General features: G+C 73.9%; 17 protein-coding genes. 10 read left to right on the top strand and 7 right to left on the bottom strand.

The genetic code is table 11. From position 1 onward, the window contains the following. Positions 1–8: 8 nt before the first annotated feature. Together frr and ACI799_RS11830 are read left to right on the top strand one after the other, a co-directional pair. Entirely contained in the window at positions 9–566 is a 558-nt protein-coding gene (frr, locus tag ACI799_RS11835) for a ribosome recycling factor (protein WP_456588782.1), read from the top strand. Between the two features lie 211 nt (positions 567–777). Further along, entirely contained in the window at positions 778–1,671 is an 894-nt protein-coding gene (locus tag ACI799_RS11830; protein ID WP_456588781.1) for a phosphatidate cytidylyltransferase, read from the top strand. Here ACI799_RS11830 and ACI799_RS11825 read toward each other — a convergent pair. Next, entirely contained in the window at positions 1,668–2,768 is a 1,101-nt protein-coding gene (locus ACI799_RS11825) for a GNAT family N-acetyltransferase (protein ID WP_456588780.1), read from the bottom strand. The genes ACI799_RS11830 and ACI799_RS11825 overlap by 4 nt on opposite strands. A gap of 18 nt (positions 2,769–2,786) precedes the next feature. Between ACI799_RS11825 and ACI799_RS11820 the strand changes: the two genes are divergently transcribed. After that, positions 2,787–3,428 carry a TrmH family RNA methyltransferase gene (locus ACI799_RS11820; RefSeq protein WP_456588779.1) on the top strand — a complete coding sequence of 214 codons (642 nt, stop codon included), beginning with the start codon at positions 2,787–2,789 and terminating at the stop codon, positions 3,426–3,428. Here ACI799_RS11820 and ACI799_RS11815 read toward each other — a convergent pair. Then, the gene (locus ACI799_RS11815; protein ID WP_456588778.1) at positions 3,425–4,282 is read right to left on the bottom strand and encodes an alpha/beta fold hydrolase; all 858 of its coding nucleotides are present in this window, start codon (positions 4,280–4,282) and stop codon (positions 3,425–3,427) included. The genes ACI799_RS11820 and ACI799_RS11815 overlap by 4 nt on opposite strands. Positions 4,283–4,311: 29 nt before the next feature. Beyond that, positions 4,312–5,079 carry a polyphosphate kinase 2 family protein gene (locus ACI799_RS11810; protein WP_456613126.1) on the bottom strand — a complete coding sequence of 256 codons (768 nt, stop codon included), beginning with the start codon at positions 5,077–5,079 and terminating at the stop codon, positions 4,312–4,314. A 94-nt stretch (positions 5,080–5,173) separates the two neighbouring features. Between ACI799_RS11810 and rlmN the strand changes: the two genes are divergently transcribed. Next, complete coding sequence (rlmN, locus tag ACI799_RS11805) at positions 5,174–6,352, top strand: 23S rRNA (adenine(2503)-C(2))-methyltransferase RlmN (protein WP_456613125.1); 1,179 nt, start codon at positions 5,174–5,176, stop codon at positions 6,350–6,352. Then, complete coding sequence (locus ACI799_RS11800) at positions 6,349–7,065, top strand: VIT1/CCC1 transporter family protein (RefSeq protein WP_456588775.1); 717 nt, start codon at positions 6,349–6,351, stop codon at positions 7,063–7,065. The genes rlmN and ACI799_RS11800 overlap by 4 nt, the downstream gene beginning before the upstream one ends. 52 nt (positions 7,066–7,117) lie before the next feature. Here ACI799_RS11800 and ACI799_RS11795 read toward each other — a convergent pair whose 3' ends face one another. The 3 genes from ACI799_RS11795 to ACI799_RS11785 all read right to left on the bottom strand — a co-directional run bounded on the left by ACI799_RS11795 (position 7,118) and on the right by ACI799_RS11785 (position 9,363). After that, positions 7,118–7,420 (bottom strand): DUF2631 domain-containing protein, encoded by a 303-nt coding sequence (locus ACI799_RS11795; RefSeq protein WP_456588774.1) that lies wholly within the window; start codon positions 7,418–7,420, stop codon positions 7,118–7,120. A 60-nt stretch (positions 7,421–7,480) separates the two neighbouring features. After that, the gene (locus ACI799_RS11790; protein WP_456613124.1) at positions 7,481–8,380 is read right to left on the bottom strand and encodes an LCP family protein; all 900 of its coding nucleotides are present in this window, start codon (positions 8,378–8,380) and stop codon (positions 7,481–7,483) included. 89 nt (positions 8,381–8,469) lie between these two features. Next, complete coding sequence (locus tag ACI799_RS11785) at positions 8,470–9,363, bottom strand: hypothetical protein (RefSeq protein WP_456613123.1); 894 nt, start codon at positions 9,361–9,363, stop codon at positions 8,470–8,472. A gap of 281 nt (positions 9,364–9,644) precedes the next feature. On the opposite strand from ACI799_RS11785, the gene dxr reads away from it, so the two are divergent. Continuing rightward, on the top strand, positions 9,645–10,841 hold the full coding sequence (dxr, locus tag ACI799_RS11780) for a 1-deoxy-D-xylulose-5-phosphate reductoisomerase (protein WP_456588771.1): 1,197 nt from the start codon (positions 9,645–9,647) through the stop codon (positions 10,839–10,841). 25 nt (positions 10,842–10,866) lie between these two features. Then, entirely contained in the window at positions 10,867–12,213 is a 1,347-nt protein-coding gene (locus tag ACI799_RS11775; protein WP_456613122.1) for a M50 family metallopeptidase, read from the top strand. Here ACI799_RS11775 and ACI799_RS11770 read toward each other — a convergent pair. Next, positions 12,197–13,102, bottom strand: coding sequence for an EamA family transporter (locus ACI799_RS11770; RefSeq protein WP_456588769.1), 906 nt, complete (start codon positions 13,100–13,102; stop codon positions 12,197–12,199). The two genes, ACI799_RS11775 and ACI799_RS11770, sit on opposite strands and share 17 nt — an antisense overlap. A gap of 73 nt (positions 13,103–13,175) precedes the next feature. On the opposite strand from ACI799_RS11770, the gene ACI799_RS11765 reads away from it, so the two are divergent. The 3 genes from ACI799_RS11765 to ACI799_RS11755 all read left to right on the top strand — a co-directional run bounded on the left by ACI799_RS11765 (position 13,176) and on the right by ACI799_RS11755 (position 16,246). Further along, a complete protein-coding gene (locus tag ACI799_RS11765) occupies positions 13,176–14,129 on the top strand; it encodes a LysR family transcriptional regulator (protein WP_456613121.1) in 954 nt (317 codons plus the stop codon). A gap of 101 nt (positions 14,130–14,230) precedes the next feature. Further along, complete coding sequence (ispG, locus tag ACI799_RS11760; protein WP_456613120.1) at positions 14,231–15,391, top strand: flavodoxin-dependent (E)-4-hydroxy-3-methylbut-2-enyl-diphosphate synthase; 1,161 nt, start codon at positions 14,231–14,233, stop codon at positions 15,389–15,391. A 3-nt stretch (positions 15,392–15,394) separates the two neighbouring features. After that, a complete protein-coding gene (locus tag ACI799_RS11755) occupies positions 15,395–16,246 on the top strand; it encodes a GNAT family N-acetyltransferase (protein WP_456588766.1) in 852 nt (283 codons plus the stop codon). The last annotated feature ends 11 nt before the right edge of the window (positions 16,247–16,257 follow it).

Below are 16,257 nucleotides of genomic sequence, written 5' to 3'. Positions count from 1 at the left end.
GACACCCCGTGATCGACGACACCCTGCTCGACGCCGAGGAGCGGATGGACAAGGCCCTCTCGGTGGCACGGGAGGACCTGGGGTCGGTGCGCACCGGCCGGGCCGCCCCCTCGATGTTCAACAAGATCATGGTCGACTACTACGGCGCCTACACGCCGGTGCCGCAGATGGCGTCGATCACCGTGCCCGAGGCGCGCATGGCGGTCATCAAGCCCTACGACATGAGCCAGCTGACGGCCATCGAGAAGGCCATCCGCGACAGCGACCTGGGCGTCAACCCGACCAACGACGGCCAGATCCTGCGGGTGGTGTTCCCCCAGCTGACCGAGGAGCGGCGCCGCGACCTGGTGAAGCAGGCCCGCGCCAAGGGCGAGGATGCCAAGGTGGCGATCCGGAACATCCGGCGCCGGGCCAAGGACGAGCTCGACCGCATCGCCAAGGACGGCGAGGCCGGTGAGGACGAGGTGCGCCGCGCCGAGAAGGAGCTCGACCACCTCACCGAGCAGCACGTGGCGCAGGTCGACGAGGCGATGAAGAACAAGGAGAGCGAGCTGCTCGAGGTCTGACCTCGCCGGCCGCCGCACGACCATGTCGTCTCCCTCCGCCGACCGCCCGGGTGCCCTGCGCCCGGGGGGTCAGCCGTTCCCGCGGCGCGGCGGCCCGATGTCGGGCGAGCGCCGTCGGGACGGCGACACCGGGCCGGTCCCGATCGCGGCCTCGCGTCCGCTGCCGCCGCTCCCGCCGCGCCAGCCGGTCCCGGTCCCGGACGACAGCGAGGTGGCCGAGCCCGATGACGTCCCCACCTCCACGGCTCTGCCCCTGCCCGAGGAGGTCGCGCAGCTCCCCACCACGGAGCAGCCGGTGAGCCGGGCCGGGCGGAACCTGCGCGCGGCCATCGGCGTCGGGGTGAGTCTGGTCGCGCTCGTCCTGCTGTCGCTGCTCCTCTGGCGGCCGGCGTTCCTGGGCGTGCTCGTCGCGGCGATCCTCGTCGCCGTCGTCGAGATCACCCGGGCCCTGGGCAAGGGCGGGTTCTCCGCCCCGCTGGTCCCGCTGCTCGTGGGGGCCTTCGCCATGGAGGCCCTCGCCTGGACGCGCGGCCCGACCGGCCTGCTGGCCGGCTTCTTCCTCACCGCGCTGGCGGTCTTGCTGTGGCGGCTGGCAGGCGGGCCGGTCGGCTACCGGAGGGATGCGGCCGCCGGGGTGCTGGTCGCGCTCTACGTGCCGCTGCTGGCCGGTTTCGCCGTGCTGCTCCTGGTGCCCGTCGACGGCGCGCTGCGGGTGATCGCCTTCATCGCCACGGTGGTGGCCAGCGACGTCGGTGGTTACGCCGCCGGGGTGATGCTCGGCAAGCACCCGATGGCGCCGTCGATCAGCCCCAAGAAGTCGTGGGAGGGCATGGCGGGCTCGGTGCTCACCTGCATGCTCGTGGCGACGCCGATCCTGGTCCTCGGCCTGGGCGCCCCCTGGTGGGGCGGGCTGGTCTTCGGCGCGGCGCTCGCCGTCTCCGCGACCGTGGGTGACCTCGCCGAGTCGCTCATCAAGCGCGACCTCGGCATCAAGGACATGGGCGACCTGCTGCCCGGCCACGGCGGGATCATGGACCGGCTGGACTCGCTGCTGCCGTCCGCAGCCGTCGCCTACGTGCTGCTGACGGTGCTCGCGCCGGTCTAGGCAGGCCGGTCGACCGCCCAGGTCGACCCCAGCTCGGTGAACCCGCGGCGGGCGTACCAGTGCCGCGGCCAGTCGTCGCCCGAGGCCTCCAGCACGACCAGGTCGCAGCCGGCCTCGGCGGCCAGCCCCAGTACCCAGGTGAGCACCGCGTCGCCGTACCCGCGCCCGCGTGCGGCCGGCTCGGTCATCACCGACTCCACCGCCGCCGTCGCGCCGTCGACCCGCAGCTGTGCGGCGGCCACCACCCGGCCGTCCTCCCGCACCACCACGTCGGTCACCGCGACCACCCGGTCGTTGAGCTGTTCGCGACCGACGAGCTGCCGCACCACCGGCTCCAGCCCTTCACCGAGCGACGCCAGGTCCCGGCGCCAGCCCCGCTCCCACAGGTCGTGCACCTCGTGCTGGTCCACCACCTCGGCTGCGACCGCCGCAGCCGGCACCGGGAGCGCCGTGGAGCGGCCCATCAGCACCAGCTCCTCGACGTTCCAGCCACGGGCCGCGAGGTCGGCGGCGACCGGACCGGCGCCCGGCCAGGCGAGCAGTGCGGCGAGGTGCGTCCAGCCGGCGTTGCCGCCCACCTCCTCGGCCGCTGCCTCGACGGTGCCGGCGTCCACCGGTCCGGTGAGCACCAGCCGGTTGTTGTCCCGCGAGTGCGGGAAGTCCGGGTCGAGCACCGCGACACCGCCCGGTACGTCGCCCACACCGATCGCCCGGCGGAGCGGGATGGACGTGTACAGCGCGAGCGCCCGCCCGAGTGCGTCGTCGGGAGCGGGGAGGATGAGCGGCGCGGGCGGCCGGTGGGGCACGACGGCGACCACGGCCGACGTCGGCAGGGCGCCGTAGAGGGAAAGGACCCCCTCCTCCCCACCCTTCGCAGCCTCAGGGTGGGACCCGGGACGGGGCCGGAGCCGCGCCGGGTCGATGACCAGCAGGACGAGGTCGCGGCGGCCGGGGGACAGCCGCTGCGCGGGCAGCTGCACCTGGTCGGGCGTCGACAGGTGGACGAATCCGCCCGGGCCGGGCTGGATCGACCCCTGCCGCAGGGCGGCGCGCCACCGCGCCGGCTCCAGGAGGTGCAGGAGGACGTCGGTGCTCACCCCTGCGATCCTCCCTGGGTGCACGACGACGAACTGCCCGGCCCCACCGACTGGGGGACGACCGTCGGCGTCGGCCCGTGGGCGGGGCCGTGGCCGGACGACCCCCGCTACGACCCGCAGCTGCTCGCCGAGGGCGACCGGCGCAACGTCGTGGACCGGTACCGCTACTGGACGGTCGAGGCGATCGTGGCCGACCTCGACCGGCGCCGGCACCCCTTCCACGTCGCCATCGAGAACTTCGGCCACGACCTGAACATCGGAACGGTGGTGCGCACCGCCAACGCCTTCCTCGCGGCTGAGGTGCACGTGGTGGGCCGACGGCGGTGGAACCGGCGCGGGGCGATGGTCACCGACCGGTACCAGCACCTCCGCCACCACGTCGACGTGGGTGAGCTGCTGACATTCGCGGTCCGGCAGGGGCTCACCGTCGTCGCCGTCGACAACGGGCCCGGCGCGGTCCCGCTCGAGACCACCGAGCTGCCCGAGCGCTGCGTGCTGCTGTTCGGCCAGGAGGGGCCGGGGCTCACCGAGGAGGCGCGCGGCGGCGCGGCGCTCACCGTCTCGATCGCCCAGTTCGGCTCGACCCGCTCGATCAACGCGGGCGTCGCCGCCGGGATCGCCATGCACGCGTGGATCCGGCAGCACGCCGGTCCCGCTTAGCCCGCGAGGACCTCCCGCAGCCGCGCCGCGAACTCCTCTGGCTGGCCGGGCTGGCCGAACTCGCCGCCCATGAACCCGCCGTGGTGGCTCGGGAAGACGGCCAGCTCGGAGCCGAGGAGCCGTGCGGTCGCCTCGGCGGTACGCCAGGTGACCGTTCCCTGGGACTCGGTCCCGGCGGCGATCACCACCCGGCTGGCCGCGGACCGGAGCGCCTCGGCGTCCGGCCGGAAGGCGGTGACCGCGTTGGAGGCGCCCGAGAGCAGGGGGTCGGTACGCGATCCGTCGTCCTCGGCAGGCAGCCCGAAGACGGCCGGGTCGGGGGCGGCGATTTCGTCGGTGAACTCGCCCTGCCACGAGGTGAGCGCGATGAACGCGGCCATGCCCGCACCCCAGCCGCTCTTGTCGTAGGTGAGCTGCACCTGCCGTTCGGCGGCGAAGGCCTGCTCGGCGTCGGGCAGGACCGACAGGATCGGGGGTTCGTGCGCGACCAGGGTGCGCACGTCGCCGGGGTGCTCGGCCACCCAGGCGAGCGCGGTCACCGCGCCGCCGCTGCTGGCGAAGACGTCGACCGGACCGGCGCCGAGGGCCTCGACGAGCAGGTGGAGATCCTCGGCCTGACGGGCGGGATCGTGATCGGTGCGCCCGTCGGTGCGCGTGCTGCGGCCCAGGCCCCGCGGGTCCACGGTGACCACGGTCCTTTCGGGGAAGAGGCCGGCGAGCGTGCCGAACCCGCTCGCGTCCATCGGCTGGCCGATCATCAGCAGCGGCGGCTGTCCGTCCTCGGCCGGGAGGGGGCCGCGGACGTCGTAGACGAGGGTGGCGCCCGGTACGGGCAGCGACAGCGTGGTGGTCATGCCCTTCCGACCGGCGCGCCGACCGGAACTCATCGGTGCAGCGGGGGATCGGGGTCGATGCCGCGGGCGTGCAGCGCCGACTCGACGGCCTCGCACACGGTGCGAACGACGGCCACGCGCGCCCACCGCTTGTCGTCGGCCGGGATGACGTGCCACGGGGCCACCGGGGTGTCGGTGCGGTCGAGCATCTCCTCGACCGCCGCCTCGTACTCGCCGCGCTTCTCCCGGTTGCGCCAGTCCTCGTCGGTGAGCTTCCACGCCTTGTAGGGGTTCGTGCGACGGGACTCGAAGCGGTGGAGCTGCTCCTCGGGGGAGACGTGCATCCAGAACTTGACCAGCACGGTGCCCTCGGCGGCCAGCGAGGTCTCCAGGTCGACGATCTCCTGGTAGGCCCGGCGCCACGCCTCCTCCGTGGCGAAGCCCTCCACCCGCTCGACCAGCACCCGGCCGTACCAGGAGCGGTCGAGCACGGCCATGCCGCCCCAGCCGGGCAGGACCGGCCAGAACCGCCACAGGAAGTGGTGCCGCTTCTCGTCGTTCGTGGGAGCGGCGAACTGCGCCACCCGGACGTGCCGGGGGTCGAGCTCGCCGACCAGCCGCTGGATCGCGCCGCCCTTGCCCGAGGCGTCCCAGCCCTCGAACAGCACCAGCAGCGGCGGGCCGAGCTCACCCGGCCCGATCTGCCCGCCCAGCAGCAGGCGCAGATGGACCAGGCGCTCCTGCGCCGCGGCCAGCTGTTTCGTCCCCTCCTTCTTGTCCAGGGAGAGGCTCAGGTCGACGTCGTCCAGCCGGCTCATGGCCCCAGACCCTGCCAGGGATTCACCCCGCTCGCGTGAGTTCGGTCTCCGGACCGGCCCCGGTGGCCCGGGGGAGTGGGACCATGGAGTGGTTATGACTGCCCTGCCCCTGGTCTTCGATGCCCCCCGCCGCGGCAAGCCGCCGCGCCACCTCGCCGATCTCACCCGCGAGGAGGCCCGCGCGGCGGTGGCCGAGCTCGGCCAGCCGGCGTTCCGGGCCGACCAGCTCGCCCGGCACTTCTACCGCGGGGTCACCGACACCGCACTGATGACCGACATCCCGGCCGCCGCCCGCGAGTCGCTGCGCGAGGCCCTGCTGCCCGGGCTGCTGACCGTCGTCCGCCACCAGACCGCGGACAACGGTCGCACCCGCAAGACGCTCTGGCGGCTGCACGACGGGGCGCTCGTGGAGAGCGTCCTCATGCGGTATCCCGACCGCGCCACCGTCTGCATCTCCAGCCAGGCCGGCTGCGGCATGGCCTGCCCGTTCTGCGCCACCGGCCAGGCCGGGCTCACCCGCAACCTCTCCGCGGCCGAGATCATCGGCCAGGCGGTTGCGGCCGCCGCGGACATGGCCAACGGGGAGGTCGCCGGTGGGCCCGGGCGGCTGTCCAACGTGGTGTTCATGGGCATGGGGGAGCCGCTGGCCAACTACGCCCGGGTGCGCAAGACCCTCGACGCGCTGCTCGGCACCGCCCCTTACGGACTGGGCCTCTCGCAGCGGTCGGTCACCGTCTCGACCGTCGGCCTGGTGCCGGCGATCCGCCGGCTCACCGAGGAGGGGCGCAACGTCACCCTCGCGGTCAGCCTGCACGCCCCCGACGACGAGCTGCGCGACACCCTGGTGCCGATCAACACCCGCTGGAAGGTCGGCGAGGTCATCGACGCCGCCGACGCCTACGCGCGGAAGACCGGCCGGCGCTACTCGGTGGAGTACGCGCTCATCCGCGACGTCAACGACCAGCCGTTCCGCGCCGACCTCCTCGGGAAGCTGCTGGCCGGGAAGCTCGCGCACGTCAACCTCATCCCGCTGAACCCGACGCCGGGCAGCCCCTGGGACGCCAGCCCGCTGCCCGCGCAGCGGGAGTTCGTCGCCCGGCTGCGGGCGGCCGGTGTCGCGACCACCGTGCGCGACACCCGGGGCCAGGACATCGATGGCGCCTGCGGTCAGCTCGCCGCCGCCGACCGGGTCGAGGGAGTGCCGGCCGTCGCGATCCCTGTCCCGGCCGTCGAGGAGCCGGTGCCGCTGGGCGCCGAGGCCGACCAGGAGTGAGCACGGCGCTGCCCGACGCCGAGGCCCACGAGCACACCCACGGCGACGTCTCGGGCGGCTGGCTCCGGGCCGCGGTGTTCGGCGCCATGGACGGCCTGGTCACCAACACGGCCCTGGTCGCCGGGGTCGGCGGGGGCGGCGCCGCACCGCGCGCGATCGTCCTGGCCGGCGTGGCGAGCCTGGTCGCCGGCGCGGTCTCGATGGCGCTGGGCGAGTACACCTCGGTCAAGACGCAGAACGAGCAGCTGGACCTCGAGATCGAGAAGGAGCGGCGGGAGCTCACCCGCAACCCCGCCGGCGAGCTCGCGGAGCTGACCGCGATGCTGCAGGACCGCGGGGTGGACGCGCGGCTGGCCCGGCAGGTCGCCGTGCAGCTGTCGGCCGATCCGGAGATCGCCCTGCGGCTGCACGTGCTGGCCGAGCTGGGCGTCAACCCGGAGGAGCGCCCCTCCCCACGGGTGGCGGCGGTCTCGTCGTTCCTGACCTTCGCGACGGGCGCCGTGCTGCCGCTGCTGCCGTACTTCCTGGGGGCCCCGGTCCTGTGGGTGGCTCTGCTCAGCGGGGGTCTGGGTCTGCTGCTGGCCGGTGCGCTGTCCTCGCGCTTCACCCCACGGCCCTGGTGGTACGCGGGCCTGCGCCAACTGCTGTTCGGCGCCGCCGCGGCGGGCGTCACCTACCTGATCGGTGCGGCGATCGGCGTCGCGGTCACTTGAGCCGGCGCCGTTCGCCGTCCGGGACGCCGTGGCGGCGTCCCGGACGAAGGAACTAGCGGCGCCAGGCGGTCTTCTTGCGGCGGATGTCCCAGATGAGGACCGTCGCCATGACGGCGGCGAGGCCGATCAGCCAGAGGTCCTCCACCCGGCCCTCGTGGTTGCCCACCAGGTAGAGCAGGATCACCGCGGTCGCGATCCAGCCGCCGATCTGGCCCCACTTCCCGGTCTCGCCGTGCCAGCCCCAGTCCTCGGGCTGCTCGTGCTCCACGGGGTGCTCGCCGGCGCGGACGACGGCCTCTTCACGGCCGGGCTGGTTGACCCGCTGGGTCGACGGGGAGTGCAATGCCTCGGTCACCCCGCCATTCTGGCAGGAGCCGGTCCCGCGCACGCCCCGAGGTGGCTCCTCGGCGGGTCGTCAGCCGTCGCAGGTGAGCCCGGTCCCGGCCAGCGCGGCGGCGGTGCCGGCCGTCGGGAGGCGGGCCAGGCCGGAGCCCACCGGGTCGCCGACGGGCAGCACGCGCACGTCGCGGACGTCGGCGAGGGCCAGGTCGAGCAGGTCGACCACGGAGGTCTCGCCGTCCACGGCCAGGGCGCCGGAGACGGCCCACGCCACAGACTGCAGCCGCCAGGGCTGCACACCCGACGCCTGCACCTGGGTGGCCAGCGCGGCGAGGATGTCGCCGGCCGCGCTCGCCCGTCCGTCCGGGTCGACGGGTGCGGGGACCCAGGCGCCATCGACCAGGTGCTCCGGATGGCGCGAGCGCACGAGCGCGAGCGCGGTCGCCCCGTCGACGTGCGTGCGACCCGCCGTCTCGAGCAGCAACCCCGCGGCGGGGTCGCGCACCGGCTCGGGAACCTCCACGTGCAGCCCCCCGGCGGCGTCGACCACCTCGGCGAAGCCGGCGAGGTCGACGGTCAGCAGGTGGTCAGTGGGGATGCCGAGGCCGCACAGCGCGTCGACGGTGGCCTGCGGCCCGTCCAGCCAGCTCAGGGCGAGCCGGTTGGCGGTGCGGCCGTGACGGACGAGCAGGTCGCGCGGCACCGACCACGCAGTGGTCCCGGTGTCGGTCTGGTGCACGACCAGGACGACGTCCGCCCGGCTGCCCGGCACCGCCTCCACGGTGCCGAAGTCGCGCGGGTCGGCACCCGCGGGGAGCCGCTCGCGGGAGTCCAGGCCGACGATGACCCACGTCCGCCCGTCGGCGTCACCGGAACCGCCCGCGAGGTCGACCGCCACGGAGTCGATCCGCGTCGACACGAGAACGACGTCGGCGGCCACCAGCCCGAGGAGGACGAGCAGCGCCACCAGCACCACCGGCAGTCGGTACCTGGGCGGTTCGGAACGCGCCGGACGCCGGCCAGGGGTTTCCTGGCCGGCGTCCGGGTCGTGCGATGAAGTCATGCTCAGGCCTGCGAGGCCCCCGCGCGGCGACGGGAGACGACCAGCGCACCGCCACCGGCGACGAGCAGGCCGGCGCCGAGGGCCAGCGGCAGGCCGACGCTGGCGCCGGTGTAGGCCAGGCTGTCGGTGCTGGTGGTGGCGGCCGCCACCTCCAGGGTCTCCTGGAAGTAGGTGCCCTGGTCACCCTCGTACACGAGGGTGTGGGTGCCCGCGGCGGTGCCCTCGGCGAGGGTGAACTCCGCGGTGACGACGCCGTCGCCGTCGGCGGTGAAGGTGCCGATCGTGGTCGGGGTCGAGTGCATGGTCAGCGTGACCTTCTCGCCGGGCTTGAACCCCTTGATGACCTTGACGATCTTCTGGCCGGGCGCGGCGCTCTTGGCGGCGGTGCTCGTCGCCGGGCCGACGCCGGGGGTGTTCGCCGAGGTGCCGCGGATCTCGCCCTTCGGCGCGACCGTGGGGGGAGTCGTCACCGGGGTCTTGGTGGACGGCGCGGTCACGGTGATCTCGACGAGCGGGTAGAAGAGGTCCTTGTCCTGGCCGTCGTAGGAGGTCAGGCAGACGGCCTCGATCAGGTGGTCGCCGCGGTCGCCGGCCGGGAAGAAGACCTCGGCGGCCCAGGCACCCTTGGCGTCGGGCTCCGCGCCGAACAGCACCTCGTCGGGGTTCGTGGAGGTGCTGTCGGTGGTGATGGCGACGATCGGCTCGTAGCCGGCGTCCTGCGTGGTGCAGCCGGTGCCGCTGATCGTGAACGTCGAGCCGGCGACCACGGTGCTGGGGGCGGCCAAGGCGGGGAGGTCCGCGGCGAGCGCGGTCGGGGCGAAGGCCAGACCGAGGGAGACGGTGGCGACGGCGAAGCCGGTGGTGGCGGCGACGCGCTTCGTGGTGCGGTGCGACATGGAGGGCTCCGATGTGTCAGGGGCCCGGACTCCCGAGCCGTCGAGATGAGTATCGGCACGCAGAGGAATCAGATGTAGCCAATCGCCCACGACACGCCGCGAAAATTCGCATCGCTCGGCCAGATCGCACCATGGGCGCGGAGCGGACGGTTCGCGCTATGGCATGTCCTGCCAAGCAATCGGGGCTTGTTGGTGGGGTGTCACCGTGCGCAGCAGTGGCGCCCCCGCCCGATCCCCCCGTCGCCGGCGCCATCGGCGCCCGTGGTTGGCAGGATGCCCGCATGAGCCAGCCGCGCGAGGTCACAGTCCTCGGCTCCACGGGATCCATCGGCCGGCAGGCGCTGGCCGTCGCCGCGCAGAACCCCGACCGGCTCCGCATCACCGGCCTGGCGGCAGGAGGAGGAGACGTCGGGCGGCTCGCCGAGCAGGCGCTGGCGCTGGGCGTGCGCACCGTCGCCGTCGCGCGGGCCACCGCCGCCCAGGACCTCCAGCTGGCCTTCTACGCCGCGGCGCAGCAGCGCGGCTGGGCCAAGGGGGAGTTCGCGCTGCCCGAGATCCTCGCCGGCCCGCGCGCCGCCGAGGAGCTGGCGACCCGCCCGGCCGACGTCGTCCTCAACGGGATCACCGGCTCGATCGGGCTGGGGCCGACGCTGTCGGCGTTGCGGGCCGGGCGCACCGTCGCCCTGGCCAACAAGGAGTCGCTCGTCGCCGGTGGCGACCTGGTCCTCGCGGCGGCCGCCCCCGGTCAGCTGGTGCCGGTCGACTCCGAGCACTCCGCCCTCGCCCAGTGCCTGCGTGGCGGCTCGCGCGCCGAGGTCGCCCGGCTGGTGCTCACCGCCAGCGGGGGACCGTTCCGGGGCCGCACTGCCGCCGAGCTCGCCGAGGTCACGGTGGCGGATGCGCTGGCCCACCCGACGTGGGCGATGGGCCCCGTCGTGACGATCAACTCGGCGACCCTGGTCAACAAGGGACTGGAGCTGATCGAGGCGCACCTGCTCTTCGGCGTCCCCTACGCCGACATCGACGTCGTCGTGCACCCGCAGTCGATCGTCCACTCGATGGTCACGTTCGCCGACGGCGCCACGATCGCGCAGGCCAGCCCGCCGGACATGCGGTTGCCGATCGCCCTGGGGCTGGCCTGGCCCGACCGCCTGCCCGACGTGCAGCCGCCGCTGGACTGGTCGACCGCGAGCACCTGGGAGTTCTTCCCGCTGGACGAGCAGGCGTTCCCCGCCGTGCGGCTGGCCCGCGCGGCGGGAGAGGCCGGCGGAGTGGTGCCCGCCATGTACAACGCCGCGAACGAGGAGGCCGTCGCCGCCTTCACGGCGGGTCGCCTCTCGTTCCCAGGAATCGTCCAGCTCGTCGCGCGTACCCTCGACGCCGCGCCGGACCTCGGCGCCCCCACCTGCGTCGAGGACGTGCTGGCGGCGGAGAAGTGGGCCCGGGAGCACGCCCGGGGCGTCATCGCCGGAGGCTGAGCTGAGCGGGATCCTGCTGACGGTCGTGGGGATCGTCCTGTTCGCCCTCGGCCTGATGTTCTCCATCGCCTTCCACGAGGCGGGCCACTTCTGGTGGGCGCGGAAGTTCGGCATGCGGGTGCCGCAGTTCATGGTGGGCTTCGGCCCCACCGTGTTCTCCCGGCGCCGCGGCGAGACCGAGTACGGCGTCAAGGCCATCCCGCTGGGCGGCTACATCCGCATCGTCGGCATGATCCCGCCGGCCGAGGAGGGCGAGAGCAAGCGGGCCACCCGCATGCGCAGCTTCATCGCCGAGGTGCGGGGGCAGGCGCTCAACGACGTGCGGCCCACGGACGGCGACCGCGTCTTCTGGAAGAAGCCGTGGTGGCAGCGGGTCATCGTCATGTTCGCCGGCCCCTTCCACAACCTGGTGCTCGCCGTCGTCCTCTTCACGGTCGTGCTGGTCGGCTTCGGCATCCCGGAGATCACCACGACGATCCGCCAGGTGCCCGAGTGCGTCCTGCCGGCGGGCGCTGCCACCGCCACGGCCGAGGACCCCTGCTCCATCCCGATCACGCCGGCGGGGGAACGCTGCGAGGCCGGGGCGGCCGACTGCTCCCTGCCGCCGCGCAGCCCCGCCGTCCGGGCCGGGCTCCAGCCCGGTGACACGGTGGTCGCCCTGGACGGGGAGCCGGTTCCCCGGGAGACCGACGTCGGCTGGGAGCAGGTGCAGGAGACGATCCGGGCCAATGCGGGTGAGTCGGTCGTCTTCACCGTCGAGCGCGACGGGGAACGCGTGGACCTCACCGTCACCCCGATCCAGAACCTCGTCTACGCCGACGAGGAGGGCGAGACGACCCAGACCGTCGGGTTCGTCGGGATCAGCCCCCTCCAGCGAGAGGTGCGCCAGTCCTTCGCCGAGGTGCCCGGCCACTTCGGCGACATCCTGGTCCGGTCGGTCGACCGGCTGGTCGAGATCCCCGAACGGGTGCCGCAGCTGTTCCGCGCCGCCTTTCTGGGCGAGGAGCGCGACCCGCTGGGGCCGATCGGGGTCGTGGGCGTCAGCCGCATCTCCGGCGAGGTCTTCGCGCTGGAGCAGTTGTCCCCGGTGCAGAAGATCGGGTACTTCATCCAGCTGCTGGCCGGGTTGAACCTGGTGCTGTTCCTGTTCAACCTGCTGCCGATCTACCCGCTCGACGGCGGGCACGTCGCCGGGGCGCTGTACGAGAAGGCGCGATCGGTCGTCGCACGGCTGCGTGGCAAGCCCGACCCGGGTCCCTTCGACATCGCCCGGCTGATGCCGGTCGCCTACGCCGTCGCCGGGCTCTTCCTGGGGCTGTCCCTGCTGCTGCTCATCGCCGACGTGGTCAACCCGGTCAGGCTGGCTGGGTGACCGGCGCGGCCGGTGCCGCGGTGCGGCGGACCGGCCGGGAGGCGATCAGGACGCCGCCCACCACGAACCCGCCGGCGACGAGCTCCACCGGGTCGAGGATCTCGCCGAAGGCCAGCCACGACGCGAGGACGCCGACCACCGGCACGAGCATGGAGAACGGTGCCACCACGTTCGATGGGTGGCGCGACAGCAACGTGTTCCAGATGCCGTAGCCGATGAGCGTCGCCACCACGACGACGTAGAGCAGGCCGAGCACCGACGGCAGCGCCTCGGCCGTGACCGCGGTCGACAGCGAACGCAGGATGCGGTCCGGTCCCTCGACGAGCAGCGCCAGGGCCAGCATCGGCAGCGGTGGGATCGCCGCCGTCCAGAGCGTGAGGTGCAGGGCGTTCGGGGCCTGGGCCCGCCGACTGCAGACGTTGCCGATCGCCCAGCCCAGCGCGCCGCAGAGGGTGAGGACCACGGGCAGCCAGGCGGCCGTCTGCGCCCGGTGGACCGCGATCGCGGCGAGGCCGAGGACGGCGATACCGACCCCGGCGAGCTGCCGCGCGGACAGTCGCTCGTGCAGCCAGAAGCCGGCGATGAGCACGGTGAAGGGTGCCGACGCCTGCAGCACCAGGGAGGCCAGCCCGCTCGGCATGCCGGCGGCCATCCCGGCGTAGAGGAAGGCGAACTGCAGGATCCCGATGCCCACCGCCACCCCGATCAGCCAGCGGAGGGGAACGGGAGGGCGGGGGATGAGCAGGACCGCGGGCAGGCCCACGAGGGCGAAGCGCAGGGCGACCATGAACAGCGGCGGGAACTGCTCGAGCGCCAGGGCGGTGGCCGGGAAGTTCAACCCCCAGCACACCGCGACGAGGCAAGCGAGGAGGCGGTCGCGGAGAGGCACGCCAGAAAGCGTGCGTCTCCGCTTCGATGAAGGACAAGCACGAAGTCGTGAACGGTCCCTGTAGGTTCACTACATGGACGACGCCCCGGGCCTGTGGGACCGGGTCGACCCCGCGCAGCTCCTCCTCCTGCGCGAGCTGGCCGAGCACGGGTCGGTGACCGCCGCCGCTCGCTCCACCGGGCGGACGCCGTCGGCGGTGTCCCAGCAGCTGAAGGTGCTGCAGCGACGGGTGGGCGTGCCTCTGGTCGAGCGGCTCGGCCGGGGCGTCCGCCTGACCGACGCCGGCAGGGCGCTGGCCGGCATTGCCACCGGCGTCGCCACCGCGCTGGCCGTCGCCGAGGCGGACTGGGCCGGTTACCGCGGCGGCGCCGGCGGGACGGTCCGCCTCGCGGTCTTCCACTCCGCCGGCGAGCTGCTGGTCCCCGGGCTGCTCGACCGGCTGGCCGCGGTTCCGCAGATCGCCCTCGAGACGTATGACGAGGACGTGTCGCAGGACGGCTTCGCGGCGCTCACCGCGGGCTACGACATCGTGGTCGCGCACCGGTCCGACGACGTGGTGCCCCCGGACCGGGCGGGTACCGAGGTCCGGCTGCTCCTGCGGGAGCCGCTGGACGTCGCCCTGCCCCTGGACCACCCGCTGGCCCGGCGGGCCCGCGTGAGCCCGCTCGACGTGATCGGCGAGCAGTGGATCGCGCCCCCGGCCGAGTTCCCGATCGACCGGGTGCTGACGGCGATCGCCGCGCGGGCGGGGCGACCGGTGCACGTCGTGCGCCGGACCACGCACCTGCCCCTGATGGAGAAGCTGGTCGCCCGGGGGCACGGCATCGCACTGCTGCCGCGGCACACGACCCGGGAGCGGGCCGAGGGGCGGCTGGCGCTGGTGCCCCTGGCCGACCTCCGCGCCGGGCGGATCGTCGAGGCGCTGGCGCGCCCGGACAAGGCCGCCCGGCGCGCGGTGCGGACGGTGCTCGGCGAGCTCGTGGCGGAGGCGGAGCCCTACCGGGACCGCGACGCCGGCCGCGCCTGACCGGTCGGCGGGCGCGGCGCCGCGCGGTCGTCGTCGTCCAGCCCGACCGACGTCACAGCAGTGCCACCAGCATCGATCGCGCCGCGGGGGATACTGGCCCCATGGCGATCCCCGTGGGCCTCGGCATGCCCGCTGCTCCTCCGCCCGTCCTGGCTCCGCGCCGGAAGACCCGCCAGTTGATGGTCGGTGGCGTGGGCGTGGGCAGCGACCACCCGGTCAGCGTGCAGTCGATGTGCACGACCAAGACCGCCGACATCAACGCGACCCTCCAGCAGATCGCCGAGCTCACCGCGTCGGGGTGCCAGATCGTGCGGGTCGCCGTGCCCGACACCGACGACGTCGAGGCGCTGCCGATCATCGCGAAGAAGTCGCAGATCCCGGTGATCGCCGACATCCACTTCCAGCCGCGCTACGTGTTCGCCGCGATCGACGCCGGCTGCGCCGCCGTCCGCGTCAACCCGGGCAACATCAAGAAGTTCGACGACAAGGTCGGCGAGATCGCGAAGGCCGCGAAGGACGCCGGCGTCCCGATCCGGATCGGCGTGAACGCCGGGTCGCTGGACAAGCGGCTGCTCGCCAAGTACGGCAAGGCCACGCCCGAGGCGCTGGTCGAGTCGGCGCTGTGGGAGTGCTCGCTGTTCGAGGAGTACGACTTCCGCGACATCAAGATCTCGGTCAAGCACAACGACCCGGTGGTCATGGTCCGCGCCTACGAACTGCTGGCCGCCCAGTGCGACTACCCGCTGCACCTGGGCGTCACCGAGGCCGGCCCCGCCTTCCAGGGGACGATCAAGTCCGCCGTCGCCTTCGGGGCGCTGCTGAGCCAGGGCATCGGCGACACCATCCGCGTCTCGCTCTCCGCGCCGCCGGCCGAGGAGGTCAAGGTCGGCAACCAGATCCTGGAGTCGCTGAACCTCAAGCAGCGCGGGCTGGAGATCGTCAGCTGCCCGTCCTGCGGCCGGGCCCAGGTCGACGTCTACAAGCTCGCGAACGAGGTCACCGCCGGCCTGGAGGGCATGGAGGTGCCGTTGCGCGTCGCCGTCATGGGGTGCGTCGTCAACGGTCCGGGTGAGGCGCGCGAGGCCGACCTGGGTGTGGCGTCGGGCAACGGCAAGGGCCAGATCTTCGTCAAGGGGGAGGTCGTCAAGACCGTGCCGGAGTCCCAGATCGTCGAGACCCTCATCGAGGAGGCCATGCGGATCGCCGGGGAGCACGTCGACGCCGGCGAGCCTTCCGGGCCGCCGGTCGTCACCGTCAGCTGACCCGTGCTCCGAACGCCCAGCGCCCGCGTCCTCGACGAGGCCGACGAGCCGGCGGTGCACCGGCTGCTGGCCACCGACCCGGTTGCTGCCTGCGTGCTCGCGGGACGGGTCGAGGTCGCGGGGACGGCGGCGCCCGCCCTCGGAGCCCCGCTCTGGGGCATCGGCAGTGGCCGCGAGCTGGACGCGGTGTGCCTGGCCGGCGCCAACCTCGTCCCGTTCGCCCGGCCCGGGGCCGAGCGGCCCGCCGCCGTCGCCTTCGCCGAGCGGGCCCGCCGGGCCGGGCGCCGCTGCTCCACGATCGTGGGCCCGTCGGCCGCCGTGGCACCGCTGTGGGAGCTGCTCGAGCCCTCCTGGGGCCCGGCCCGCGACCACCGGCCCCGGCAGCCGCTGCTGGCGATCGACGGCCCGCCCGCCGTCGCGCCCGAGCCCCGGGTGCGGCCGGTGCGCCCGGACGAGCTCGAGGTCCTGCTGCCGGCGGCCGTCGCGATGTTCACCGAGGAGGTCGGGGTCAGCCCGCTCCGGGTCGACGGGGGCGCCGGGTACCGGGCGCGGGTCGACGAGCTGGTCCGGGCCGGCCAGTCGCTGGCGTGGATCGAGGACGGGCGCGTGCTGTTCAAGGCGGAGATCGGCGCGGTCTGCCGGGCCGCCTGCCAGGTGCAGGGCGTGTGGGTCGCGCCGACCCTGCGCGGCCGGGGGATCGGCACGGCCTGCACCGCAGCGGTGGTCGAGTACGCCCGAGCCGCCATCGCGCCGGTCGTCAGCCTGTACGTCAACGACTACAACACCCGGGCCCGCGCGTCCTACCGTCGGGTGGGGTTCCGCGAGGTCGGCGAGTACGCGAGCGTCCTCTTCTGAGCCGTCTCATT

Source organism: Blastococcus sp. SYSU DS0753 (genome assembly GCF_054051175.1).
This window is presented reverse-complemented; position numbering and strand designations above follow the sequence as displayed.